General features: G+C 70.0%; 25 protein-coding genes. 17 read left to right on the forward strand and 8 right to left on the reverse strand.

Annotation, left to right across the window (positions count from 1 at the left end; genetic code table 11):
* Positions 1-18: 18 nt before the first annotated feature.
* The gene (locus FB464_RS13445) at positions 19-1233 is read right to left on the reverse strand and encodes an NAD(P)/FAD-dependent oxidoreductase (RefSeq protein ID WP_116413405.1); all 1215 of its coding nucleotides are present in this window, start codon (positions 1231-1233) and stop codon (positions 19-21) included.
* A 131-nt stretch (positions 1234-1364) separates the two neighbouring features.
* Here FB464_RS13445 and FB464_RS13450 point away from each other — a divergent pair, with 131 nt between their 5' ends.
* Together FB464_RS13450 and FB464_RS13455 are read left to right on the forward strand one after the other, a co-directional pair.
* On the forward strand, positions 1365-1976 hold the full coding sequence (locus tag FB464_RS13450) for an ArsR/SmtB family transcription factor (protein WP_116413404.1): 612 nt from the start codon (positions 1365-1367) through the stop codon (positions 1974-1976).
* A complete protein-coding gene (locus tag FB464_RS13455) occupies positions 1973-2443 on the forward strand; it encodes a hypothetical protein (protein WP_116413403.1) in 471 nt (156 codons plus the stop codon). Before FB464_RS13450 ends, FB464_RS13455 begins: the two co-directional genes overlap by 4 nt.
* Positions 2444-2630: 187 nt before the next feature.
* Here the strand turns inward: FB464_RS13455 and FB464_RS13460 are convergent, their stop codons facing one another.
* The 4 genes from FB464_RS13460 to FB464_RS13475 form a co-directional block, all read right to left on the reverse strand.
* A complete protein-coding gene (locus FB464_RS13460; protein WP_116413402.1) occupies positions 2631-3071 on the reverse strand; it encodes an OsmC family peroxiredoxin in 441 nt (146 codons plus the stop codon).
* An 82-nt stretch (positions 3072-3153) separates the two neighbouring features.
* Positions 3154-3600 (reverse strand): MarR family winged helix-turn-helix transcriptional regulator, encoded by a 447-nt coding sequence (locus FB464_RS13465; RefSeq protein ID WP_116413401.1) that lies wholly within the window; start codon positions 3598-3600, stop codon positions 3154-3156.
* 66 nt (positions 3601-3666) lie between these two features.
* A complete protein-coding gene (locus tag FB464_RS13470) occupies positions 3667-5049 on the reverse strand; it encodes an FAD-binding oxidoreductase (RefSeq protein WP_116413400.1) in 1383 nt (460 codons plus the stop codon).
* 31 nt (positions 5050-5080) lie between these two features.
* Entirely contained in the window at positions 5081-5647 is a 567-nt protein-coding gene (locus FB464_RS13475; protein ID WP_116413399.1) for a YbhB/YbcL family Raf kinase inhibitor-like protein, read from the reverse strand.
* Between the two features lie 65 nt (positions 5648-5712).
* On the opposite strand from FB464_RS13475, the gene FB464_RS13480 reads away from it, so the two are divergent.
* Positions 5713-6168, forward strand: a complete 456-nt coding sequence (locus tag FB464_RS13480) for a MarR family winged helix-turn-helix transcriptional regulator (RefSeq protein ID WP_116413398.1) — start codon at positions 5713-5715, stop codon at positions 6166-6168.
* A gap of 28 nt (positions 6169-6196) precedes the next feature.
* Here the strand turns inward: FB464_RS13480 and FB464_RS13485 are convergent, their stop codons facing one another.
* Both FB464_RS13485 and FB464_RS13490 read right to left on the reverse strand, forming a co-directional pair.
* Positions 6197-6769 (reverse strand): GIY-YIG nuclease family protein, encoded by a 573-nt coding sequence (locus FB464_RS13485; protein WP_116413397.1) that lies wholly within the window; start codon positions 6767-6769, stop codon positions 6197-6199.
* A gap of 136 nt (positions 6770-6905) precedes the next feature.
* The gene (locus tag FB464_RS13490; RefSeq protein ID WP_116413396.1) at positions 6906-7400 is read right to left on the reverse strand and encodes a MarR family winged helix-turn-helix transcriptional regulator; all 495 of its coding nucleotides are present in this window, start codon (positions 7398-7400) and stop codon (positions 6906-6908) included.
* A 127-nt stretch (positions 7401-7527) separates the two neighbouring features.
* Here FB464_RS13490 and FB464_RS13495 point away from each other — a divergent pair, with 127 nt between their 5' ends.
* The 14 genes from FB464_RS13495 to FB464_RS13560 all read left to right on the forward strand — a co-directional run bounded on the left by FB464_RS13495 (position 7528) and on the right by FB464_RS13560 (position 21282).
* A complete protein-coding gene (locus tag FB464_RS13495; protein WP_116413395.1) occupies positions 7528-8709 on the forward strand; it encodes a TerC family protein in 1182 nt (393 codons plus the stop codon).
* A 65-nt stretch (positions 8710-8774) separates the two neighbouring features.
* A complete protein-coding gene (locus FB464_RS13500) occupies positions 8775-9368 on the forward strand; it encodes a TerD family protein (RefSeq protein WP_116413394.1) in 594 nt (197 codons plus the stop codon).
* A gap of 32 nt (positions 9369-9400) precedes the next feature.
* Positions 9401-9979 (forward strand): TerD family protein, encoded by a 579-nt coding sequence (locus FB464_RS13505; protein ID WP_116413393.1) that lies wholly within the window; start codon positions 9401-9403, stop codon positions 9977-9979.
* A gap of 13 nt (positions 9980-9992) precedes the next feature.
* Positions 9993-11210, forward strand: a complete 1218-nt coding sequence (locus FB464_RS13510) for a toxic anion resistance protein (protein WP_116413392.1) — start codon at positions 9993-9995, stop codon at positions 11208-11210.
* A gap of 15 nt (positions 11211-11225) precedes the next feature.
* Positions 11226-11747, forward strand: coding sequence for a hypothetical protein (locus FB464_RS13515; protein WP_116413391.1), 522 nt, complete (start codon positions 11226-11228; stop codon positions 11745-11747).
* Positions 11747-12298 carry a TerD family protein gene (locus tag FB464_RS13520; RefSeq protein ID WP_116413390.1) on the forward strand — a complete coding sequence of 184 codons (552 nt, stop codon included), beginning with the start codon at positions 11747-11749 and terminating at the stop codon, positions 12296-12298. The genes FB464_RS13515 and FB464_RS13520 overlap by 1 nt, the downstream gene beginning before the upstream one ends.
* A 4-nt stretch (positions 12299-12302) precedes the next feature.
* Complete coding sequence (locus FB464_RS13525; RefSeq protein ID WP_116413389.1) at positions 12303-13325, forward strand: hypothetical protein; 1023 nt, start codon at positions 12303-12305, stop codon at positions 13323-13325.
* Positions 13326-13331: 6 nt separating this feature from the next.
* Positions 13332-14624 (forward strand): HpcH/HpaI aldolase/citrate lyase family protein, encoded by a 1293-nt coding sequence (locus FB464_RS13530; RefSeq protein WP_116413388.1) that lies wholly within the window; start codon positions 13332-13334, stop codon positions 14622-14624.
* Positions 14621-16252 carry a phosphoribosyltransferase domain-containing protein gene (locus FB464_RS20020; protein ID WP_116413387.1) on the forward strand — a complete coding sequence of 544 codons (1632 nt, stop codon included), beginning with the start codon at positions 14621-14623 and terminating at the stop codon, positions 16250-16252. The genes FB464_RS13530 and FB464_RS20020 overlap by 4 nt, the downstream gene beginning before the upstream one ends.
* Entirely contained in the window at positions 16249-17625 is a 1377-nt protein-coding gene (locus FB464_RS13540; protein WP_246093063.1) for a cysteine protease StiP family protein, read from the forward strand. Before FB464_RS20020 ends, FB464_RS13540 begins: the two co-directional genes overlap by 4 nt.
* Entirely contained in the window at positions 17622-18503 is an 882-nt protein-coding gene (locus FB464_RS13545; RefSeq protein WP_116413385.1) for an HAD family hydrolase, read from the forward strand. The genes FB464_RS13540 and FB464_RS13545 overlap by 4 nt, the downstream gene beginning before the upstream one ends.
* Positions 18504-18614: 111 nt before the next feature.
* Positions 18615-19322 carry a GAF and ANTAR domain-containing protein gene (locus tag FB464_RS13550; RefSeq protein ID WP_116413384.1) on the forward strand — a complete coding sequence of 236 codons (708 nt, stop codon included), beginning with the start codon at positions 18615-18617 and terminating at the stop codon, positions 19320-19322.
* The gene (locus tag FB464_RS13555; RefSeq protein ID WP_116413383.1) at positions 19322-20107 is read left to right on the forward strand and encodes a GAF and ANTAR domain-containing protein; all 786 of its coding nucleotides are present in this window, start codon (positions 19322-19324) and stop codon (positions 20105-20107) included. Before FB464_RS13550 ends, FB464_RS13555 begins: the two co-directional genes overlap by 1 nt.
* Positions 20104-21282: an NAD(P)/FAD-dependent oxidoreductase gene (locus FB464_RS13560; protein ID WP_116413382.1), complete on the forward strand. Its 1179-nt coding sequence runs from the start codon at positions 20104-20106 to the stop codon at positions 21280-21282. Before FB464_RS13555 ends, FB464_RS13560 begins: the two co-directional genes overlap by 4 nt.
* Positions 21283-21313: 31 nt before the next feature.
* Here the strand turns inward: FB464_RS13560 and FB464_RS13565 are convergent, their stop codons facing one another.
* Positions 21314-22039 (reverse strand): class I SAM-dependent methyltransferase, encoded by a 726-nt coding sequence (locus FB464_RS13565; RefSeq protein WP_116413381.1) that lies wholly within the window; start codon positions 22037-22039, stop codon positions 21314-21316.
* Positions 22040-22045 lie beyond the last annotated feature (6 nt).

Consider the following 22045-nt stretch of genomic DNA (forward strand, 5'->3'; position numbering starts at 1 on the left):
CAGCGGCCGACCCCGCGGTCAGGCGCGGCCCTTCAGGATCAGGTTCCAGTACACCCACGGCAACACATACCGGTCGGCGATGAATGTGGCCCGCCGCTCCTTTGCGAGACCCTTCCAGAACGGGATGGTCGGCTTCGGCCGGTAGCGGTCGTCGAACTCGGAGAACACCACCGTCGTGCGGGAGACTGTGAACGGGCAGACGGAGTAGCCGTTGTACTGCTGCGGCAGTGGTTTTCCCTTCAACGCAGCAGCCAGATTCTTCGCAAGCACCAGGGTCTGCTGGCGAAGGGCTCCGCCCGACTTCGAGTTGATCGTCGCGGCCGCGTCGCCGAGCGCCCACACGTCGGGGTACCGCGGGTGCCGGAGGGTGAGGGCGTCCACCTCGACGAAGCCGCCGGGGCTGGCGGGGTCCGCCAGGGCCGTCGAGGCCAGCCAGTCCGGTGCGGACTGCGGCGGCACCGCGTGCAGCACGTCGTAGGAGAGATCCTCGGCCTCGCCACCCGGGCCCTCGACGACGATCGACTTCTGCCGGGCATCCACCGCCGCGAGCTCGCTGCTGTACCTGACCTCGATTCCGTACTCGGCGACCTTCCGTTCGAGCTCCGCATCGATCATCGGCATGCCGAACAGCGTCGGGGTCGGCACGACGAGCACCACCCTGATGTCCTTCAGCACTCCGGTCTCCCGCCAGAAGTCGCAGGCCAGGTACATCGGCTTCTGGCTCGCGCCCGCGCAGGTGGCCGGCCCGTCGGGCTGCGTGAAGACGACGGTGCCGGTGCGCACGCCGCTCAGCACCGACCACGCCTTCTGGGCGTACTCGAATTCGTAGTTCGAGATGCCGAACGGTGACTCCATGGCCTCGACCAGGCCGGGCACGGCATCCCAGTCCTTCTGGATGCCCGGGCACACGACCAGCTGGCCGTAGCCGATGCTGCGGCCGGACGTCAGAGTGAGCGTCTTCGCGTCGGGGTCGATGCTCCCGACGCGGGCCTTGATCCAGCTGACGCCCTTCGGGATGACCGACTCCTGCGGCCTCGTCGCAAGACGGGCTGGCGCGGTCCCGCCGGCCACGTGCGAGAACATCGGCTGGTAGAGGTGATGCTCGCGGGGTTCGATGACCGCGACATCCTGCACCCCATAGCGCCGCAGACGCCCGGCGACCGACAGCCCCGCATTGCCGCCGCCGATGATGACGACGTTGTGGTGCTGAATGCTCGTGCTCAGGTCGCTCATCCCCTCACCGTACGGAATTCCGTGGCCTGCAGTCAGGCGTTGCGCATTCGGCACAACCCTGTATGCGCGTCCAAAGATCTTTTTGCAACGCTTCACTTGCAAAGAAGTCTTTGCAGAGGTATCTTTGGATTATGGATGATCGCCCCACCGTCACGCCGAACCGCTCAATCGACATGACCAGCCTCAAGGGGTTGGCGCATCCGCTGCGCGTGCGCATCCTCGATGCGCTCTCCACCTACGGCCCGAACACGTCGAGCGGACTGGCCGAGCGCTTCGGCGAGTCGAGCGGGTCGATGAGCTACCACCTCCGCCAGCTCGAGAAGCACGGCTTCGTGCAGGAGGACGCCTCCCGGGGTTCCTCGCGCGAACGCTGGTGGGAGAGGGTGCCCGGCGGCATCGAGGTCGACAGCGTCTACCCTCCGCGAAGCGCGGAGCGGGCGGCCAGCGATCTCGTGCAGCGCGAGTGGCAGGTCACCCGCGATGCGCTCTTCAACGACTTCCTCATGCAGGGAGCCGACCAGCTCGAACCGCGCTGGTACGAGGCATCCACCATCGACACCGTCAACCTGCGCCTCACCTCGTCACAGCTCGCCGATTTCGTCGCCGAACTGCAAGCGGTCGCCGACCGCTACATCCAGCGCTACCGCAACCAGCGCGCACCCGGCACCCGACCCGTACAACTGCAACTCAACGCCTTCCCCGTCATGGACGCGGAAGAGATCCCTGGAGGGGAAGACTCATGAACACCGCACCCACCCTGCCCCGCCGCCCGGCCGGCGCCCACGCCGCGCCCGCCGCCGCCCAGCCCACAGGCCCCGTCGCCGCCGCGGCCCCCACGACCGAGCCCACTGCTGCACCCTCCGCCGCCACGGCCCCCGCGCCCATCGCTGCGGCCGTGCCCGCCCGCACGCCCGACCCCACTGCTGCACAGGTCATCGCGCCGACGCAAACCACCCTCGCGCCCATCGACCGCGCTGTCCTCGCCCTCGGCACCGCGCTCGTCGCGTGGAGCCGCCGCGCCGAACGCCGCGCAGCGGCGCATCCGGTGCCCGTCATCGTCGCCCCGGCCGACGCCACCCCAGCCCACGTCACATCGCCGACCAGCGACTGCACGGAGCGCGAGCTGCACCACCTTCGCCGCGTCGCCGCGGCCGACCGCGCCGTCATCTTCGCGCAGCGCGACCTCGGCGCCAACCGCCTCCTTCGCTGACCCCTAGCCCCCGCCCCCGCCGGCCGCCGGCCAGCCGCCACACCCTCGACACCCGAATCGAGTGGGGAGTTCTGGTCCCATCCGCGCCAGGACGACCGAAACCCCGGAAGTTGCCGGTTCGGAGGACCGATACCGACAACTTCCGGGGTTTCGACTGACGCGGGCGGGCGGGGCGGCCCGTGGCGGGTTACTCCTCGAGCGCGGCGTCGAGCGTGATCTCGACTCCGGTGAGGGCCTTCGACACAGGGCAGGTGTTCTTGGCGTCGGTTGCGGCCTGCAGGAAGGTTGCGGCGTCGATTCCGCTGACCTCTCCGCGAACGCGCAGCGCGATGCCGGTGAGGCGGAAGCCGCCCTCGGGGTCCGGGCCGAGCGAGACGTCGGCGCGCACGTCGAGCGCCTCGACGGTTCCGCCGGCAGCGCCGAGCACGGCCGAGAACTGCATCGCATAGCAGGCGGAGTGCGCCGCGGCGAGAAGTTCTTCGGGGCTCGTGAAGCCGTTGGCGTCGTCGGCGGCCCGCTTCGGGAACGAGACGTCGTAGGTACCGAGCTTCGAGCTCGAGAGTTCGACCTGGCCCTCGCCGGTCTCGAGGCTTCCATTCCAGGCGGTGCGGGCGGTACGAGTGGGCATTGTGCTCTCTTTTCGGTGGGTTCCTGCAGTGGATGGCCGGGGATGCCGGCCGGGTCAGAGAAGGTAAAGGGTTGGGCGGCGCTCAGCCGGTCGCCCGGATGTGTTCGGCCACGCCGGCAACCCGGTCGCGGAGCTCCTGGATCTCGGGCAGTTCGAGCCCGGTGGCGCCGCAGACCTGGTCCTGGATGCCGGCGGTCTTCGAACGCAGAGCGTCGCCGTCTGCCGTGAGAGACACGAGCACCGAGCGCTCGTCGGCGGGCAGCCGCATGCGACTGACGAGGCCGGCAGTCTCCAGCCGGCGGAGCAGCGGAGACAGCGTGCCCGAATCGAGTGCCAGTCGCTCGCTGAGTTCGGCCACGGTCGTCGCGCCCTGCTCCCAGAGCACCAGCAGCACGAGGTACTGCGGGTAGGTGAGCCCGAGCGGCTCGAGAAGCACCCGGTAGCGCGCGGTCAGTGCCCGCGAGGCGTTGTACAGCGCGAAGCAGATCTGATCGTCCAGCAGGGGTGCGGAAGCGGCCTTCGGGGACATGCTCCAAACAGTATCACATTGCGCACAATTCAGTTGTGCGCAATGTGATGGTCATCGAACAGCCGTTCAGAACCCCTTGCCCGGGTTCAGCGTGCCCAGCGGATCGAGTCCGTTCTTGATGGCTTCGTGCATCCGGATGACCGCCCCACCCAGCTCCAGCCGGGCACCATCGAGCTTCAGCAGCCCCACCCCGTGCTCGCCGGTCACCGTGCCACCGAGCTCCAGGCAGTCGGCCACGATCCGGTCGAAGGCCGTCTTGGCCCGGGCCTTCGCCGCGTCGTCGCCGACCGGCGCGATGATCAGCGGGTGCAGGTTGCCGTCTCCGGCGTGCGCGATGTTGGCGATGACCACGTCGTTCCGGGCGGCGGTGCGCTGGATGCGCTGGAGCATCTCCGGCACGGCGGAGCGCGGCACGCAGATGTCCTCGGTGAGCACCGGGCCGAGCCGTTCGAGCGCGGGGTACGCGAGCCGACGTGCCAGGAACAGGCGGTTGATCTCGTCGGCGTCCGTCGCCCGTTCGACACTCGACCCGCCCGCTTCGGCGAACAGTGAAGCGATCCGGTCGGCGAGCGACTCCCCCGCCGGCCCGGTCTCGTCGACCTTGGCCAGCAGCAGCGCCTGCGCGCCCGACGGCAGGCCGAGGTTCTGCCACTCGTCGACGGCGACCAGGCAGGTGTGGTCGATGAGCTCCAGTGCGGCCGGGATGATGCCTGCCCGCGAGATGGCAGCAACGGCGACGCCGGCGGCTTCGAGCGAGGGGAAGTAGCCGATGACAGCACGCTCCTCGCGGCCCGCCAGGGGAAGCAGCCGAACGGTCAGCTCGGTGATGATGCCGAGCGTGCCCTCCGAGCCCACCATGAGCCCGGCGAGGTCGTAGCCCGTGACGCCCTTCGCCGTGTCGTGGCCGAGCGACACGATCTCGCCGCTCGCGAGCACCACGGTCATCCGCAGCACGTAGTCGCGGGTGACGCCGTACTTGACACAGCAGATACCACCTGCGTTGGTGGCCGCATTTCCGCCGATCGTGGAGATGGCCGAGCTGGCCGGGTCGGGCGGATACCAGAGGCCGAAGCCCGCGACGTGCGCGCGCAGGGCGTCGTTGATGACGCCGGGCTGGGTGACTGCGTAGCGCTCGTCGACGTTGACGCTCAGCACCTCGTTCATGAGTTCGAGCGAGACGACAATCGAGTTCTCGATGCTGTTGGCGCCTCCCGAGAGGCCGGTTCCGGCTCCGCGTGGCACGACGCGCACGCCGCGGTCGGATGCCCAGCGCACCACGCTCGCAACCTCCTCGGTCGACGTCGCGAGCACCACGGCGAGAGGCGGCACGAAGTCGGCCCACTCCGCATCGTCGTGGCTGTAGCGGGAGAGGGATTCGGCGTCGGTGAGCACGCGCCCGGGTGCGAACTGTTCGAGATGGTCGAGGCTCTCGAGCTGGTTGGTCGTCATGGTCCAAGCCTAGACACCATGGGCGACGCCGTCAGCGGATCTCGTAGGTGCCGTCGAGCCGTGCGCGGCCGACGACATGGCCGGCCATGGCCCGCACGGTGTCGTCGAGGGTGAACTTCTCCGGCAGGTCGACGTGGGTATCGAGGGCGAAGAGCTGGAAGACGTAGGAGTGCGGGCCGTGGGAACGGACGGGCAGCGGGCCGGCGTAACCGCGGTGGCCGAGTCCGCCTCTGCCGTGCCGCAGCCCGGGTACGGGGCTCGGGTCGGCCAGGCCGTTCTCGGGGATACCCCGCAGTTCGGGATCGATGCCGACGGTCAGGTCATGGATGGCCGCCTTCCCGAAGGGCACATCGGGATCCTGCACGATGAGCACCAGCTCCAGGATGCCCGCCGGGGGCTCCGTCCAGGTGAGGGCGGGCGAGAGCTTGGGGCCGCGCAGCCTGCCACGGTGGCGTTCGGGGATGGGAGTGCGGTGGTCGAACGCGGGGCTCGCGAGCGTGAAGTTCTCGGGCGCCTGCAGGTCGGCGGCGGCCCAGGCGAGCGTGTGCTCGCCTGCGTGCCGGTTGCGGAGGAGGAGGCCGATGGGGTTGGCGGGCATGTGGGGCGTTCTTTCGTTCGGATGAGGGGGGCCGACATGTGCTTCTTTAGGTACACTAAGTATTTATGGAGCCGAAAGCAATTCACCCTCAGACAGGCACCGCCCTCGACGATGCGCTCGGCGCCCAGGTTCGATCGACAGTGGGACGGATCTATCGTCGATTCCGCAGCGAGCGCCCAGCGGGCGCCCTCGGGGACACCGCCCTGGACGTTTTGCTTTACCTCAACAAGCACGGGCCGCAGACGCTGACGCAGCTCAGCGAGCAGGCCCAGGTTGCGCCCGCTTCGATGAGCCAGAGCGTGAACCGGCTCACCTCGGCCGGTTTCGCGAGCCGCACTCCCGACCCGCACGACCGACGCAAGGTTCTCTTCACCGCGACATCCGAGGGCGACGAACTCGCCGTGGCGACCCGGGTGCACCGTGACGCCTGGCTCGATGCCCACCTGGACGCGCTGAGCCCCGAAGACCAGGCGGCGATCGCCCGGGCCTGCACGGTGCTGAGCGGCATCGCCGACCTCTGAGGCGTCGCGGGCGTCGGGGGCGTCGGACTCAGCCGCCGAGTGCCCGGCGCTCGCTCAGCCAGCGCGCGTGGAGCGACCACGGGTCGTCGACGCCTCGGGCGAGCACACCGATGTGCGCCTCGAGCTCCGGATGCACGGCGAACCACTCGCTCCGCGGCACCCGGTGCGTGGCGAACTGTGCGTGCCGGAGTTGTTCGAGCATCCGCCCGCCCGGCTCGAACGCGAGCAGCTCCTCGTAGTGCAGGCTGCCGAGCCGTTGCCGCGGGTTAGCAGACGTACCGATCTTGATGCGCTCCCCGGAGCGGATGTAGTAGACCACCTCGACCCGCGAAAAACCGGAGCCCGGATCCGGGTCGGGCACCTCCCCCGCCTTCCATTCACAGACGGCGCAGAGCCAGCCCGACGGGTATCGCACGCCGAGCCTCGACCCGCAGGCACGGCACGGCGACGGCAGCACATCGGTGACGCCCACCCCGCGGGCGACCCAGTCGTGCGCGAGCAGCAGATGGTGTTCGCAGAGGGCCAGCGGGGCATCCACCTCGACCGGCTCGCCGCACACCCGCCCGCCCGCGTCGACGCTGCAACAGATTGCGCGGCTCATGCCCCGACCCTAATCCCCCCCTCCGACACCCACCCACCCCACCCCACCCCCACCCCCACCAGATCGAGTGGGCAGTTTGGGCCCTAAAACCGCCTGTTTGGGGCCCAAACCGCCCACTCGACGTATTCGGGGAGGGTCAGACGGACTCGTTGTGGCGCCAGACCGCGTCGGTCACCCAGGAGAGTTCGTCGCTGAAGCGTGTCAGGAGGCGGGCGAAGTCGGCGCGGTCCTCCTCGTTCCACTTGCCGACGAGGGTGTTGTAGACGTCCTGCGCGATTCGGCGGTGCCGGTCGATCGCCACGGCACCGGCCTCTGTCGCGCTCACCAGCACCGCGCGGCGGTCGGCGGGATCGGGCGTCCGCGTGACGAGGCCGGCGGATTCGAGGCGTTTGACCTCGGTGGTCATCGTCGACTTGTCGACCTCCAGCCATTCGGCGAGCCGCGACATCCGGATCGGCTTCGAGGCGACAAGACGTTCGAGCAGCCAGGAGTCCGTGCTCGACAGCGCAGCACCCTCGGCATCGTGGAGGCTCCGGCGATTCTCGGCGCGCGTCGACCAGCGCTGGATGAGGGCGAGCGTCGACTCGATCGACTCGCCCACATTGACCGGTTCCGGGGTAGCTGGATCCATACCTGAAAGTTTCCTGTCCAATGTGGTTCTGGATTTGGTTGGTGCGCTCCAACCAATATAGTGGGAGCACACCAACTAAATTACACCCCCTCCACTCACCCTCCGAACAACCAGGAGCACTTCACCCATGGAAATCCCCGGCTACGTCTGGCTGCTGACAATCGTCGGCATCCTGGCCCTCCTCGCCTTCGACTTCTTCTTCCACGTGCGGAAGGCGCACGAGCCCACATTGAAGGAGGCCGCCAAGTGGTCGGCCATCTACGTGGGCATCGCCGTCGTCTTCGGCATCGGCGTGCTGGTCTTCGGCGGCCAGACGCTCGGCACCGAGTACTTCGCCGGTTACATCACCGAGAAGGCGCTGAGCGTCGACAACCTGTTCGTCTTCCTGATCATCATCGCGAGCTTCAGGGTTCCGCGCGCCGACCAGCAGAAGGTGCTGCTCTTCGGCATCATCTTCGCGCTGATCGCCCGCACCGGGTTCATCTTCATCGGTGCCGCCGCGATCAACTCGTTCGCGTGGCTGTTCTACCTGTTCGGCGGGTTCCTCATCTTCACCGCGATCAAGCTGCTGCGCCCCGAGTCGGAGGGTGATGACGCCGACAACGTGATCATCCGCCTGGCGAAGCGCATCTTCAACACCACCGAGCGCTACGACGGCGACAAGTTCTTCACGATCGAGAACGGCAAGAAGGTTCTCACGCCGATGCTCCTCGTGATGGTCGCCATCGGTGGAACCGACCTGCTGTTCGCGCTCGACTCCGTGCCCGCGATCTTCGGCCTCACGCAGAACACCTACATCGTGTTCACCGCCACCGCGTTCTCGCTGATGGGTCTCCGCCAGCTGTTCTTCCTGATCGACGGTCTGCTCGACCGCCTCATCTTCCTCAGCTACGGCCTCGCCGCGATCCTCGCCTTCATCGGTGTGAAGCTGGTGCTGCACGCTCTGCACGAGAACAACCTGCCGTTCCTGAACGGTGGCCAGCCGATCCCGGTGTTCGAGATCAGCACCGAGCTCTCGCTGATCGTCATCATCGGTGTTCTCACCATCACCGTGCTCGCCTCGCTCTTCAGCCCGGCAGGCAAGGCGAACACCATCATCAGCGACTCGCGTATCCAGGCCAAGAAGTTCGTCGAGCACGACTTCAAGGGCGACACCGCCGAGCGCGACGCCACCTACAACAGGATGGTGGCCCGCGAGCAGGCCATCGGAACCCTCTCCGAGAAGCAGCGCGCGAAGGCCGCTGACGACGAGGAGCTCGTCGCCCTGCTGGCCCAGGCTCACGAACTGCACGGCCAGAGCGCAAAGTAACGCCGTATCCTCTAGCGTGGGAGAGCATCCCAACGCTCCGAACGCACGACCAAGGAGAAAACATCATGGGTCTGAGCTTGCAAAAAGGCCAGTCACTCTCACTGACGAAGAAAGACGGCGGGGCTCTCACGAAGATCCGCCTGGGGCTCGGCTGGGACAGCGCCGCCCCCGTGAAGCGCGGCCTGTTCGGCCGGGCGAAGGCGGCCGACGAGATCGACCTCGATGCGTCGGCCATCTTCTTCGACGCCTCAGGCAAGGTGCTCGACACCGTCTGGTTCCAGCAACTGGCCAGCAAAGACGGATCGGCCACCCACACCGGCGACAACCTCACCGGCGCCGGCGACGGTGACGACGAGACCATCCTGGTCGACCTCTCGAAGGTCTCCCCGGCGGTCTCGCAGATCGTCTTCGTGATCTCGAGCTACACCCAGCAGTCGTTCGACATGGTCGAGAACGCCTTCAGCCGCGTCGTCGACGACTCCGCCCCCGGCTCACCCGAGGTGGCCCGCTACCAGCTCACGGACTCCGGCACCCACACCGCGATGATCATGTCGAAGGTGTCGCGTGAAGGAGCAGGCTGGAGCTTCAAGGCGATCGGCAATCGGGCCAACGGCCGCTCCGTGATGGACCTGCTGACCCCCGCCGCCCAGGCACTCTGAACGCACACAACCAACAAGGAGCACTGATACACATGGCAGGACTCACTCTCGCCAAGGGAAACAACCTCTCGCTCACCAAGACCAGCCCCGGGCTCACCGTCGCCACGGTCGGCCTCGGCTGGGACCCGCGCACCACCAGCGGCGAAGCATTCGACCTCGACGCGTCAGCGCTGCTGCTGGGAGCCGACGGCAAGGTCCGCTCGAGCGCCGACTTCATCTTCTACAACCAGCCTGCGACCCCCGACGAGTCGGTCAAGCACCTGGGCGACAACCGCACCGGTGACGGCGACGGTGATGACGAGCAGATCAACATCGACCTGCAGAAGGTCGCCTCGGACGTGCAGCGCATCGTGATCGCCGTGTCGATCGACAAGGCCGACGAGCGCCGCCAGAACTTCGGCCAGGTGCGCGCCGCCTACTGCCGCGTCGTCGACCAGGACGGCCAGGAGATCGTGCGCTTCGACCTCAGCGAAGACGCGGCCCCCGAGACCGCGATGGTCTTCGCGGAGGTCTACCGCAACGGCGCCGAATGGAAGTTCAAGGCCGTCGGCCAGGGCTACATCACCGGTCTCGCCGGAATCGCCGGTGACTTCGGCGTCCAACTGGGCTAGAAAGGCTCCTTCGATGAGTACTCCTCTCACTCCCCCCGACGACAGCGACGTCGCGCAGGCCTCGTCGCTGGTGCTGCGCGCTCCGGATGCCCCCGACATCGTCGTGGCGGATGCTGCGCCGGGCATGGTCCCGGTTCCGTCCGAGCGGCAGACCGAGATCTCCCGCCAGGCCCGCGAGTTCGTGGCCGAGGTGAGTTCGCTCGACCCGCGGAGCCCCGAGTTCCAGACCAAGGTCGAGGGCATCTCGCAGATCGGCGGGGCCGAGATGGTGCAGTCGGGCGGGTACTCGACGCGGATGCTCGAACGCTCGTCCACGTCCGTCGCGGGCGCGAAGAAGACCGGCAACAGCGCGCAGATCACCGTGGCCAACACCCTCGGCGACCTCCGCACCACGGTGGAAGACCTGACGCCGAACGCGGCAGACCTCGGCGTGGGCCGCAAGATCCTGGGATTCATCCCGGGCGGCAACAAGCTGGCGCGGTACTTCCAGAAGTACGAGAGCGCCCAGACGCAGCTCGACAAGATCATCAAGTCGCTGATGGCCGGCCAGGACGAACTGCTGAAGGACAACGCCGCTCTCGCCGGCGAGAAGGTGCAGCTCTGGGAGACGATGCAGGCGCTCAGCGAGTACGCCGTCTTCGCGAAGGCCCTGGATGCCGCGACCGTCGAGAAGATCGCTTCCAGCCGCGCCTCCGGCCAGATCGAGGAGGCGCAGAAGCTCGAAGCCGACGTGCTCTTCCCGATCCGCCAGCGCCACCAGGACATCCTGACCCAGCTCGCCGTCTCGGTGCAGGGCTATCTCGCGATGGACCTGATCCGCAAGAACAACCTCGAGCTGATCAAGGGCGTCGACCGGGCCCGCACCACCACGATCGCGGCGCTCCGCACGGCGGTCATCGTCGCCCAGGCTCTCGCGAACCAGAAGATGGTGCTCGACCAGATCGATGCGATCAACACCACGACGAACAACATGATCCTGAAGACCAGCGAGATGCTGAAGGACCAGACCGTGCGCATCCAGGAGCAGGCCGGCAGTTCGGGCGTGAGCGTCGAGACACTGCAGAAGGCGTTCGACAACGTGTTCCAGACCATGGATGCGATCGACACCTTCCGCGCCTCGGCGGCCAAGAACATGGAAGGCACCGTCGCGGCACTCGAGACGGGCATCCAGAAGGCGAAGCCGTACCTCGAGCGCAGCCGCCAGGGAGACCAGGGCGAGATCTCCCGATGACGCTGAGGTGACGCCGTGACGTTCGGTCGTTTCGTGAACTCGCTGTTCGGCGGGCCTGCACCCGAGGCGACGCCGACGGTGGTCGACGACGTGCCCGCCGCAGCGACGCTCACCGAGGACGAGCAGACCGCGAAGGCTCTGGATGACCTCCGGAGCACGGTGCGGCGCGCCGGCCGTGACCTGCCGACCGTGCTCTTGTCGCGGCTCGGCCAGATCGACGACCTGCTGCGCGACGTCGTCGCGACCATCGCCGCGCAGGGAGCCTCGACCGAGCAGCGGGTGCTGCTGGAGGCGATGGTGCGCGACTACATCCCCACGCCGCTGCACGCCTTCCTCGCGCTGCCGGAGCGCGACCGTGCCGACGACTCCGCGGCCACCGCGCTGTTCGCCGAGCAGCTGGGGCTTCTCGAAGGGACCGTACGCGACATGCTGAACCAGGTGCGTATCGGCGCGATCGAGGAGCTCTCGACGCACGGGCGTTTTCTCGCCGACAAGTTCCAGGCACCGGATCCGGGCCTCACGCTGGGCGGTCGGTGATGGCCTCGCTCATCCCCGGGGCCAACGCCGCCCTCACAGCAGAGAACCCCGGCCTCGCGGAGGTTCTTGTCGGGTTCGGCTGGGAGGTCATCCCGAGCCGTGGGCCGCAAGCCGAACTCGTGCCGCTCGCGATCATGTGCGACGCGGACGACAAGGCGATCTCGAACGACCACCTCGTCTTCTTCAACCAGCTCGAGAGCCAGGACGGATCGGTGCAGTTCGTCGACACGTCGGACGCCGAGGAGATCGACGTGGACCTCTCGCTCGTGCCCGAGGCGGTCGAGAAGATCGCCTTCCTCGTCTACGTCGACCCTGACGTGCGCGGTGCCGCCGACTTCTCGGCCGTGCGCTCGGCCTACGTGCGCGTCGCGACGAAGGACGGCCGCGAACTCGTGCGCTTCGACGTGCCCCTCGCCGACAACCGCAACGTGCACGCCATGCTCTTCGGCGAGCTGTACCGGCACCGCGCGGACTGGAAGTTCCGCGCCATCGGCCAGGGCTATGCGAACGGTCTCGCCGGGGTGGCGCGCGACTTCCGGATCGAGCTGTAGGCCCGTGGCGCTGAACCGGGCGGCGGTGCGCCGCGACCTGCCCTACCTGCGGCGGCGCGTGAAGCCGGCGGCGGCGGTAGCGGATGTCGCGGGCGCGGGTGCGGCGGCGGGGGCCGGCTCGGCTGCCCCCGCACCGACGACCGCACCCAGCGGCTCCGGCGGCCTCGACCTCCGCCCCGCGGGAGCAGCGACCCCCGCACCCAGCACCTCCGGCGGGCTCGACCTCCGCCCGGCAGGATCTGCCCCCGCGCCCAGCACCTCCGGCGGGCTCGACCTCCGCCCGGCCGGAGCAGCGACCCCCACGCCCAGCACCTCCGGCGGGCTGAACCTCCGCCCCGCGACATCCGCAGCACCGACGGGCCGGCCGGCCGGGGCGCCCGGGCGCGGGAGCGAGCCCGGGGGCGGCTCCGCACGCCGCCCCGCGCGGCCGTCCCTCCCCGGGCCGTTCCCCGCGCCCACGATCGACGAGGTGCGGGAGCTCGGTGCGGGGCATCCGGTGCTGCGGTTGGATGCCCGGCGCTCCGCCATCGGCAGCCTCATCGTCTCGGGCGCGTACGCCATCGCGTGGGAGAGCACCGACCTCGTGACTGGGGCCCTGACCCTCACGTCGGGCGGCGTCGAAACCGTCGGCACCCCCGTGATGACCCCCGGCAACCGGGCCCTCGTCGGTTTCGACGACGGCGATGCCATCGTGGCGCTCCGGCACCTGCGTGACCTCCGGCGCGCGCTCTTCGTGGGGAACGGCTCCGAGCCGATCGGGGTACAGCTCTTCGACGGCGCCCAGGTCACGCTGTCGGCATCGGTCGGCGGCGGGTCGGCGGGTAGCGGGCCTGCGGGCAGCGGGGCCGGGGACGGCGGGTCTGCCGGCGGCGATCGGATGTTCGTGCTGACCCTGCTGCGGATCGGCGCCTTCATCGAACTGCGCGCCGAGCCGGTCGCCCGCGATGTGTCCCCTGCCGCCCTGCACCGCGAGTTCGGCTACCAGATGACCGCGCGCCTCGATGCGCGCCAGCCCCGGACGAGGTAGGCCCAGATGCGACACTTCCGATCCGTCGGTGAGACCGAGGCGGCCACGCTGTTCCACCGGCTGCCCCGGGAGCTCAGCATCGACTCACCACCCGACCTGCTGGCGGCCGCGCTCGGCGCGACGCTCTACGTGCCGGGCAACCGTCCCGAAATCGCGCGCGACGTGCGCAAGCAGGCGACCCGTGGCTGCATCAGCATGGTGCTGTGCCTCGAGGACTCCATTCCCGACACGTCGGTGGCGTTCGCCGAAGCGAACGTCGCCGGCGCGATCCAGAGCCTTGCGGGGCAGGTGCCCGAGGAGCAGGTACCCGACGGGCAGCCCGGCGAGACGGCGCCCGGCGAACTGCCGCTGCTGTTCATCCGCGTGCGCACCCCCGAGCAGATGCTCCGGATGGCCGAACTCTGCGGCGACGGTCTCGCGCTGCTGAGCGGTTTCGTGATTCCGAAGTTCCAGAACGACGACGGGTACGCCGACCTGTTCTTCGAGGCGCTGCGGCAGATCCACGAGCGGTTCGGGCCGGGCGAGGGCAGTGAGGGCGGCCGTGAGGCCGAGAACAGCCGTGAGGGCAGCGGCGGTGAGGGCAGCGGCGCCGAGGGCCGGGGCGGGCGGCGGCTCCGCATCATGCCGATCCTGGAGTCGCCGACGATGGTGCACACCGAGACCCGCACCGCCGCCCTCTCCGCCATCGTCGATGTGCTGCACGCGCACCGTGACGACATCCTCGCCGTGCGGATCGGCGCCACCGACCTGTCGAGCGTCTTCGGCCTGCGTCGGTCGCGCGAGCTCACGGTGTACGACGTGAAAGTCGTCGCGGCCGTGATCGCCGACATCGTGAACGTGCTCGGCCGCCCCTCCGACAACTTCGTCATCACGGGGCCGGTCTGGGAGCACTTCGACACGTCCGAGCGGATCCTGCGGCCGCAACTGCGGCTCACCCCGTTCATGGAGGCCAACGAGTCCGAGCTCCGGCAGCGCCTGATGCTCGGCGGGCTCGACGGGCTGATCAAGGAGATCTCGCTCGACCAGGCCAACGGGTTGCTCGGCAAGACGGTCATCCACCCCACCCATGTGCCCGTGGTGCACGCGCTCTCGGTGGTGAGCCATGAGGAGTACCTCGACGCGCTGTCGATCGCCGGGAACGTCGGGGGTGGCGCGAGCGCGTCGCCGTACCGCAACAAGATGAACGAGATGAAACCGCACCAGGCGTGGGCCGAGAAGACGCTCGTGCGCGCCGAGGCGTTCGGGGTGGCCGCCGAGACGACGACGTTCGTCGATCTGCTCGAGACGAGCATGCGATGAGCGGTTCGGGGGTCGGTGCCACCCTCGCCACCTGGACAGGCGGGTTCGCGGAACGCGAGGTCGGCATCCGGGTGCGAACGGATGACCGGCGGAGCCTCGTGCCCGTCGAACTCCTCGTCGGGGTCGCCCTCCGGCGGAACCCCCGCCGCGCGCAACTGCTGGTCTCGACGGTGCTGGCCAAGCACGTGCCCACCGACCCCGGCCTCGCGATCGTCGCTGCCCAGCTCCTCGGGCTGCTCGTGGGCGGTGAGCTCGACGGGAACCGCCCGCCGGGCGGCCTGTTCGCGCGGCTCGCGCGCATCCTGCAGCAGATGGAGGAGGCGGGCGGCGGGGCTGCCTCCGCCTCTGCCCCTGCCTCTGGCTCGGCCTCTGCCTCTGCCGGGCTGGCTGCGCTGAGGGCCGAGGTCGCCGAGCTTCGGTCGAAACATCCGGAGGTCGTCACGATCGGTTACGCCGAGACCGCCACCGGGCTCGGCCAGTTCGTCGCGGAGACCATCGGGTCGTTCTACATCCACTCGACGAGGCACGCACCGGCCGGCCGCGCACCCTTCGCGGGCTTCGAGGAAGAGCACTCGCACGCGACCAGCCACCAGCTCTACCCGGACCGGACCGACTGGCTGCGGCCGGGCGGCACGGTCGTGCTCGTCGACGACGAGCTCAGCACCGGAACCACGATCGTGAACACGATCCGCGCCCTGCACCAGGTGGCGCCGCAGTCGCGCTGGGTCGTGGCGTCGCTCATCGACCTGCGCTCCGACGTCGACCGCGCCCGCTTCGACACCCTCGCGGAGGCGCTCGGAACGTCGATCGCGGTCGTCGCGCTGGGCTCCGGCACGGTCGACCTCCCGCCCGACGTGCTCGCTCGCGCCGCGCGCGCCCTCCCGCCCGCCGCGCCGGCTCTCCCGGCCGACGCCCTCGCGCTCCCGCGCGCCGCCCCGGTCTCGCCGCGGTCGCAGCGCGCGCAGGGGGCATCGAAAGGACCCGAACTGCTCCAATCCGCCCCCGAAAGAGCAGTTAGCGTCCTTTCGATGGCCGAATCGGGGGTGGAGAGCCGGGAGGCGGAGAAAGCGGGAAGCCGGGAGGCGGGGGCCGGGGCCGGGGCGCTCACGCTCGTCGAGGTCGCGGGGGGAGGCGACAGGAGCGCGCGGTTCGGCGTCGATGCGCGCCCGGGCGGCCTCGACGGCGCCGCAGCCCGGATCGTGGCGGCGCTCGACCCCGTGCTGCCGGGCGGGGCGACGCTCGTGCTCGGCTCGGAGGAGTACATCGCGCTGCCCCTCGCGGTCGCCGACGAGCTCGCCCACGGGCACAGGCGTACAGGCGGGCAGCGCTCCGTGCGGTTCTCCACCACCACGCGGTCCCCCATCGCGGCGATCGACCGGCCCGACTACGCCATCGCGAGTGCCCTCGGGTTCCAGAGCCACGACCTCACGAGCGACGGGTTCGGACCCCGGTTCGCCTACAACCTCACACGCAGCGGATGTCGGTTCGACGCGATCGTGTTCGTCCCCGAGCCCGACGCCGACCGCGACCGGATGCTCGCCGCCGACGGTGTGGCCGAGGCTCTCCGCCGCGTGACCGACCACGTCTTCGTCGTACTCACCCACCCCGAGGAGCCGGCCACCCCGTGAGCCCCACCGATCCGCAGCCCCCCACCCCCGGCGCACCCGCGACCCCCGCAGGGCCCGCCACCCCCGGCGCACCCGCCACCCCCGCAGGGCCCGCCACCCCCGCAGCACCCGCCACCCCCGCAGGGCCCGCCACCCGCGGCGCACCCGCCACCCCCGCGGCACCCACGCCCGGCGAGCCCACCAACACGGCAGGGCCCGCCACGCCCCTTCCCACGCCCCTCACCGGCCCCGCCTTCGGCTCGTACTCCGCCGACGACGTGACCTGGCTGCTGAAGGACCTCGGCGACGCGCAACTCGAGGCTCCCGCCGCGGAGCGTGAGCGCGACATCCAGAGCGGGCGGGCGAACTACGCCGAGACGCTGCCCGTCGAGTATGTGCCGAGCGCCGAGTACCAGCAGCTGTTCGCCGAGGCTCTCGCCCGGTCGAGCCGCCGCGTCGCCGTGGCCGTGGGGGTAGTCACCGAACTGGTGCTCGCCGCGCGCGGCGGCCGGCCCGTGCTGGTGTCGCTGGCCCGCGCGGGAACGCCGATCGGCATCCTCATGAAGCGCTGGGCCGAACGGATGCACGGGATCGAGGTCCCGCACCTGACGATGAGCATCGTGCGGGGGGTCGGGCTCGACCAGACGGCCCTCCGTTACCTCGCCAGCACCTTCGACCCGGCGCGCATCATGTTCGTCGACGGTTGGACGGGCAAGGGCGCCATCGCCCGCGAACTCACCGCGGCCCTCGCGCTGTTCGCCGAGACCGACGGGACCGTCTTCGGCGACGACCTCGCGGTGCTCGCCGACCCGGGCCACTGCGTCAGCATCTTCGGCACGCGCGACGACTACCTGATTCCATCGGCGTGCCTGAACTCGACCGTGTCGGGCCTCGTCTCCCGCACCGTGTTCAACCGCGAGCTGATCGGGCCGAACGACTTCCACGGTGCCAAGTTCTACGAGGGGCTGCGGGGCGACGACGTCTCGGCCGTGTTCCTCGACAGCATCGGAGCGCACTTCGGCGACGAAGCTGTGCGAGCGGAGGTCGCCGCCGGCGTCGCCGAGGCGGAAGCCGAGACGCGCGCAGGCGACCGCACGCCCAGCTGGGAGGGGTGGCGCGCCGTCGAACGGATCAGCGCCGACTACGGCATCGACAACGTCAACCTCGTGAAACCCGGTGTCGGCGAGACGACCCGGGTGCTGCTCCGCCGGGTGCCGTGGAAGATCCTGGTGCGGCCCGGCGCCCGCGACGACATCGCCCACGTGCTCCTGCTCGCCGAACAACGCGGGGTGCCGATCGAGGAGGTCGACGACCTGCCCTACAGCTGCGTCGGCCTGATCAACCCGCTCGCGACAGCCGGGCCGCAGCGCACGAGCGCGGGGGCCGACCAGTGAGCGAAGGCACGCCGACCGTCGCAAACACCCCGACCGTCGCGAGCACCCCGACCACCCTCGCCGCCTGCGACCTCGACCGCACCCTCATCTACTCCCCGCGCGCCTTCTGGCTCGACACGGCCGACGCCGACGCGCCGGGCATGGTCGTCTCCGAGCTCTACCAGGGTGCGCCGATCTCGTTCATGACGCGCCGGGCGGAGGCGCTGCTCGTGGAGCTCCGCGCCGTGAGCGTGTTCGTGCCGGTGACGACCCGTACGGTCATCCAGTACCAGCGTGTGCAGCTGCCGGGCCCCGTGCCGGAGTACGCGATCACCAGCAACGGGGGTGTGCTGCTTGTCGACGGGGTCTCGGATGCCGCGTGGGCAGCCTCGGTGCGCCACCGCCTGGCCGAGCAGGCCGCCCCCATCGCCGAGGTGACCGCGCTGCTCGAAGACCCCCTGGCGGCGCCGTGGATCCTGAAGGTCAACGACGCCGAGAACCTCTTCGTCTACGCCATCGTCGACCGCCCGGCGCTGCCGACGGCCTGGCTCGAACAGCTCGAGGCGACCTGCCACGCGTTCGGCTGGTCGGTCTCGGTGCAGGGCCGGAAGCTCTACTGCGTGCCGCACGCGGTGACGAAGAGCGACGCGGTCGCCGAGGTGCGACGCCGGTCGGGCGCGTCGACGGTTCTCGCCGCGGGCGATTCGCTGCTCGACCAGCGGATGCTCGAACACGCCGATCTCGCCTTCCGCCCCGCCCACGGGGAACTCGAAGAGGCGGGTTACGCGCACGGCAACCTGACAATCACGGGCAGCGTGGGCATCCTCGCCGGTGAGGAGCTCCTGCAGCTGATGATCGCCGCCTGCAGAGGCCGGCGCGCCGCCGACCTGGCCGGCTGAGCCCCACGCACGGGCAGGATCGCGTACGGTGGGGCCTGTGCGGCATCCGAGCACAGGGGGCCCACGCGGGTCTCCGGGTGTGCGGCGCCGAGAGCTCTGCGTTGGGAACCCATGACCGGCACGCACGAGGGGAGCCGGGGCGCCCAGGCCGACGAGCCGCAGAACCCCGTGCTCTCGGAGTGGCAACGCGAGCTCCTCGCCCCGTTCCTGAAAGCCCTGCCGATCACCGGCCTGTCCCTCTCCGTCTCCGGGTACTCGGGGCAGGAGTCGACGCTCGCCGTGTCCGACGCCACCGCAACGGAGCTCAGCGAGCTGCAGTTCGCCCGGGGCCAGGGACCGCACTGGAAGGTCCTGGCCACGGGCCGGCCCGTGCTGGTTCCGGATGTCGCGGCCTCCGCCGGCGAATGGCCCCTGTTCGGTGAAGCCCTCGCGGGACTCCCCGTGGGCGCCATCTTCGCCTTCCCGCTGCGCATCGGTGCCGCCGTCGTCGGAGTCGTCGACCTCTACAGCTCGGTTCCCGGCGGTCTCGACGTGCGGCAGGCGCAGACCGCGGCCGGTCTGGCACAGGCCGCGACCGGCACGGCAGTGCGGCGCGCCACCGAGAGCGCGAACGACGATGCCCCGCACCCCTCGAGCCCCGTACCCGAGACCCGGCGCGAGGTGCAGCAGGCGACCGGGATGATCCTCGCCCAGCTCGACGTTTCGGCAACGGATGCGTTCTACCGACTCCGGATGCACGCCTTCTCAAACGGACGCTCCCTCCAGTCCGTGGCCCTCGACGTGATCGCCCGGTCCATAGATTTCCGGGATCTCGAGTAATGGCCGACAATGAGATCACGACCGACGAACAGCACGATGAGAGCAGCCCAGTGAGCGATACGTCACGCGAAACGCTCCTGAGTGCGGCGTTCGTGAAGCTGGCCGACACTCTCGTCGACGATTTCGACATCGTCGACCTGCTGCACACCCTCGTCGACGAGTGCCGGCGCATCCTGAACATCGAAGCCGCCGGCCTGATGCTCGCCAACCAGGACGAACAACTCGAGCTCGTCGCGTCGACCAGCGAAGAGGCCGAGCTGGTCGAGATTATGCAGATCAACGCCGGCGCGGGTCCCTGCGTCGATGCCTACACGGGCGGCGACGCAGTCGCCGTGGCCGACATCGCGGCTGAGCAGGAACACTGGCCGGCCTTCAGTTCCGCTGCCCTCGCCCTGGGCTTCCACGCGGTGTACGCGACACCGATGAAGCTCCGTGGGCGGGTGATCGGCACCCTGAACCTCCTCAGCACGAGCGTCGGAGTGCTGGAGGAACGCGACGCGAACGCCGCTCGCGCCCTGGCCGACGCGGCGACGATCGCCATCCTCCAGGAGCGACTGCTCCACGAGACGACGATCGTCACCGAACAGCTGAACCACGCGCTCGAGAGCCGGATCTTCATCGAGCAGGCCAAGGGCGCGCTGGCGCAGACGTTCTCGGTCTCCATGGACGAGGCCTTCCAACTGCTCCGCAACTACGCCCGCCGCAACAATCTCCGGCTCCAGGTGGTCGCTGCGGGAATCGCCGATCGGAGCATTGCCGCAGCAGAGCTGGCCACACCGGCGTGAGCGTGCACGAAGCCGACATCCTCATCGTGGGCGGCGGGATCGCGGGCCAGTCGCTCGCCGCGGCGCTGGTCGGGGCGGGTGGCGCCGCCCCCGGCGGTGCTTCCGGCAGCGCCCCGCGTGTGATCGTGGTGGAGGCGGAGAACACGCTCGGCCACCACACCAGCAGCCGGTCCGCCTCGCAGATGCAGCCGTCGTACGGCCCGCCCGAGATCCGGGCGCTGACCGCCGCCACGCTCGGCCTCATGCCCGGCATCGAGCGGGCGCTCGGGACGAGCATCCTGAGCCCTCGGCCGCTCATCTGGTGCGGGCTCCGCGGGTCCCTGGCCCAGGTCGATTCGGTGCTGGCCACGGTTCCGGATGCCCGGGAGGGCTCCATCGCCGAAGCTGTCTCGCTGCTGCCCGCGCTCCGCGCCCGGGCCCTCGAGTCGATCGCGTTCGACCAGAACGCGAAGGAGGTCGACGTCACCGCGCTGCTCGGCCACTACCGGGAACGCATGAGCGCCGGCGGGGTCAGCGTGCTGCAGGGTTCGCCGGTGACGGATGCCCGGCCGACCTCCGACGGATGGAGTGTGACGGCGGGCGAGGCCCTGATCCGTGCCGGGGTCGTCGTGAACGCCGCGGGGGCGTGGGCCGACCCGCTCGCCGGGCTCTTCGGTATGGCACCCCGCGGGCTGCAGGCCTACCGGCGCACCATCGCCGTCGCCCCGGCGACCGGCCGCCCCGTCGACCCGTCGTGGCCGATGGCCTGCGACATGGGCGACACGTTCTACTTCCGGCCGCAGGGCAGCGAGATCCTCGCCTCGCCGCTCGAAGACCTGCCGAGCGCGGCCGAGGATGCCCGCCCGCGCGCTTCGGACATCGCCGACGCCACCCGGCGAATCAACGCCGTGACCGACCTCGCGCTCGGCGCGCCGACACGGTCGTGGACGGGGCTCCGCACCCTCAGCCCCACCGGCCTGCCGATCGTCGGCCGCGAACCGGGCGACCCCACGTTCTACTGGCTCGCCGGGCAGGGTGGGTACGGCATCCAGACCTCGGCGGCACTCGGCAGGCTCGTGGCCGCGGACCTGCTCGGGCAGCCGGCCGGCCTCGGCGATGCCGCCGCAGCGGCTTTCGCACGCCTCGAGCCCACCTCGGCTGCCTCGCCCGCGGCGCCCGCCTCGCCCGCCGCCTGAACCGCCTGAGCCGTAAGCCGGCCCGGGCAGGTCAGGCGAGGCGTCGAGCTCGCAGCACCACGTCGTGGGTGTGGTGCGACCCGGCGCCGGTGGCGACGTGCCGCGGGCGCACCTCGTCGACCTCGACGACCCACTTGTCGTCGAGCAGCGCGGCCACGTTCGCGGGACTCACATAGTCGTCGGGATGGAAGCCGTGCACCTTCGCCTCCGAGACCGTCGGAGCGGGGTGGTGCACGACGAGCAGGGTGCCCCCGGGCGCGACGACATCCATGAGCGTGTGCTCAGCAACGTTTCCGGGGGTGCGGAACAGGGCCGGGTACTGCGCCGAGACCAGCTCGAAACTCCGCGGTGCCAGGGCGGCCTCGACCAGGCCGGAGTGCAGCCAGGCGACGTCTACGCCGCGTCGGCGCCCCTCGGCTTCGGCGCGCTCGAGCGCCACGCGCGAGACATCCAGAGCAGTCACCTGCCAGCCCTGTTCGGCGAGCCAGAGCGCATCCGCACCCTCGCCGCAGCCGACGTCGAGCACCCGCCCCGGGGCCAGGCCGGCCGTCTCGGCGAGAAGCGTGCCGTTCGGCTGGCCGCTCCAGAGCCGGTCGGGGCCGGAGTAGCGCTGATCCCACACGGCCTCGACCGCAGAGCTGCCCGCCGCGCCGGCCTCCACGCCCACGCCCGCCCCCGCATCCGCAGCCGCGCCCGCCCCCGCGTCGGCGTCGGCGCCCGCGTCGAAGGGAAGGGTCGCGGTTTCATGTTCAGCCATGCCCCC

Source organism: Subtercola boreus (genome assembly GCF_006716115.1).
GTDB classification, from domain to species: Bacteria; Actinomycetota; Actinomycetes; order Actinomycetales; family Microbacteriaceae; genus Subtercola; species Subtercola boreus.